The following is a 2,054-nucleotide window of genomic DNA, read 5'->3' as shown; positions in this document are numbered from 1 at the left end:
TAGCAGGAGAGGAGAAAGAAAAATGCTCGGAGCAATTATCATCTTAATTACATTTGTAGCGGGGCAGTGTATTGCGCATTATTCAAAATGGGTACAAAGTAAATCTTTATTAGTTTTACTACTAGTATCAATTGTATTTATCGGTAGTTCAATGGGTGCCTATGTAATGCTAAGCTTACAATCACCGTACGTAATTATTGTACCAACGATTTTATGTGCAACATGTTTATCTGCAAAATATAGATTTACGAGCATGGCATTAATACAACGTGTGAAGGAGATGCAAAAGCATGGAGCGTAAATTAGGAATTTCACTTTATCCAGAGCATTCAACGAAGGAAAAAGATATGGCATACATTTCGGCAGCGGCACGCCACGGTTTTTCAAGAATATTCACATGCCTATTGTCTGTGAATCGTCCGAAAGAAGAAATTGTAGCTGAATTTAAAGAAATTATTCATCATGCAAAAGATAATAATATGGAAGTTATTTTAGATGTAGCTCCGGCTGTCTTTGATCAGCTTGGTATTAGTTATAGTGATCTATCATTTTTCGCAGAGTTAGGTGCAGACGGTATTCGATTAGATTTAGGGTTTGACGGATTAACTGAAGCGAAAATGACGAATAACCCGTATGGCTTAAAAATTGAGCTAAACGTAAGTAACGATATTGCGTACTTAGAAAATATTCTTTCGCATCAGGCAAATAAGTCAGCTTTAATTGGTTGTCATAACTTTTATCCGCAAAAATTTACTGGACTTCCATACGAATATTTCATTCGCTGTAGTGAACGCTTTAAAAAACATGGTATTCGCACGGCAGCGTTTATTACGTCACATGCAGCTAACATCGGTCCATGGGATATTAACGACGGATTATGTACATTAGAAGAGCATCGTAACTTACCGATTGAAGTACAAGCGAAACATTTATGGGCGACAGGGCTTATTGATGACGTTATTATCGGAAATGCTTATGCAAGTGAAGAAGAGTTAGAGAAACTAGGAAACTTAAATCGTTACATGTTACAGTTAAAAGTACACTTTGTAGACGAGGCGACTGAAGTAGAGAAGAGAGCCACGCTACAAGAATTACATGTAAGACGCGGCGATATAACAGAATATATGGTACGTTCTACAGAAGTACGTAAGAAATACAAAGACTATGACTTCCCGGTGCGCGAAAGTGTACGACAGGAAAGAGGGCAAGTTGTAATTGGAAACAATTCATTTGGTAAGTATAAAGGTGAACTACAAATCATTCTAAAAGAAATGCCGATAGATGAACGAAAAAATATTGTCGGTACAATTGCAGAAGCAGAGTTATTCTTACTAGATTATGTAGGAGCTTGGACGCAGTTTACTTGTGTGGAATAAGGAAGAGAAGGAGAGGATGCTGTGGCATCCTCTTTTTTCTGTTGAAATAGAATTGGACGGGAGTGAAGAAGAAAAATATGAGAATCATAAAAAAGTCAGCCTCAACAATGAGACTGACTTTTTTATACGAACTAGTTTAATACTTTAACTGTAACTGTTTTACGTCCCCAGCTACTTGATGAACCTTTATCTGGCATTAAAACGTCGATTTTATTACCTTTAATAGCTCCACCAGTATCACCAGCGATTGCTACTCCGTAACCTTCAACCCATACTTTTGAACCTAATGGAATGACACTTGGATCAACTGCAATAAGTTTCATGTTGGGATTAGCTGTTAAGTTATGACCTAAAGCTGATTTTACTTGGTCGCCTGCTTTATAACCATTTTCAAGTGGATCTGCTGTGTAAGCTGTTGCTACAACGCGTAACTCACGAGAAGATGATGGTGCACTTGTTTCAGTTTCTTTTGCAACAGGTTGTTGTGTAGCTGGTTTTTGAGCTTTAGCCGCTGCTTCAGCTTCTGCCTGAGCTTTAGCTGCTTCACGAGCCTTAGCTGCCTCCTGAGCTTCAGCTTCTGCCTGAGCTTTAGCTGCTTCACGAGCTTTAGCCGCTTCCTGAGCTTTAACTGCTGCTTGAGCTTCAGCTTCTGCCTGAGCTTTAGCTGCTTCACGAGCT

Annotated in this window: 3 protein-coding genes; 2 read left to right on the top strand and 1 reads right to left on the bottom strand. The window is 38.9% G+C overall.

Annotated elements, in window-relative coordinates:
• The first annotated feature begins 22 nt into the window (after positions 1–22).
• Positions 23–301, top strand: a complete 279-nt coding sequence (locus tag MR079_RS28155) for a hypothetical protein (RefSeq protein ID WP_000900037.1) — start codon at positions 23–25, stop codon at positions 299–301.
• Positions 291–1,376, top strand: coding sequence for a DUF871 domain-containing protein (locus MR079_RS28150; protein WP_139868982.1), 1,086 nt, complete (start codon positions 291–293; stop codon positions 1,374–1,376). Before MR079_RS28155 ends, MR079_RS28150 begins: the two co-directional genes overlap by 11 nt.
• A gap of 131 nt (positions 1,377–1,507) precedes the next feature.
• On the opposite strand, the gene MR079_RS28145 is transcribed toward MR079_RS28150, so the two are convergent.
• On the bottom strand, positions 1,508–2,054 hold a 547-nt coding region (locus MR079_RS28145), incomplete at its 5' end, for a 3D domain-containing protein (protein WP_242295068.1).

Source organism: Bacillus cereus group sp. BfR-BA-01381, from assembly GCF_022663555.1.
GTDB lineage: Bacteria > Bacillota > Bacilli > Bacillales > Bacillaceae_G > Bacillus_A > Bacillus_A pacificus.
The sequence above is the reverse complement of the archived record's forward strand: the minus strand, read 5'-3'. Positions and strand labels throughout refer to the sequence as shown.

What these genes read in the sequence shown, in the direction of transcription:
- MR079_RS28155 (WP_000900037.1), top strand. Translation starts at nt 23, where the DNA reads ATGCTCGGAGCAATTATCATCTTAATTACATTTGTAGCGGGGCAGTGT.
- MR079_RS28150 (WP_139868982.1), top strand. Translation starts at nt 291, where the DNA reads ATGGAGCGTAAATTAGGAATTTCACTTTATCCAGAGCATTCAACGAAG.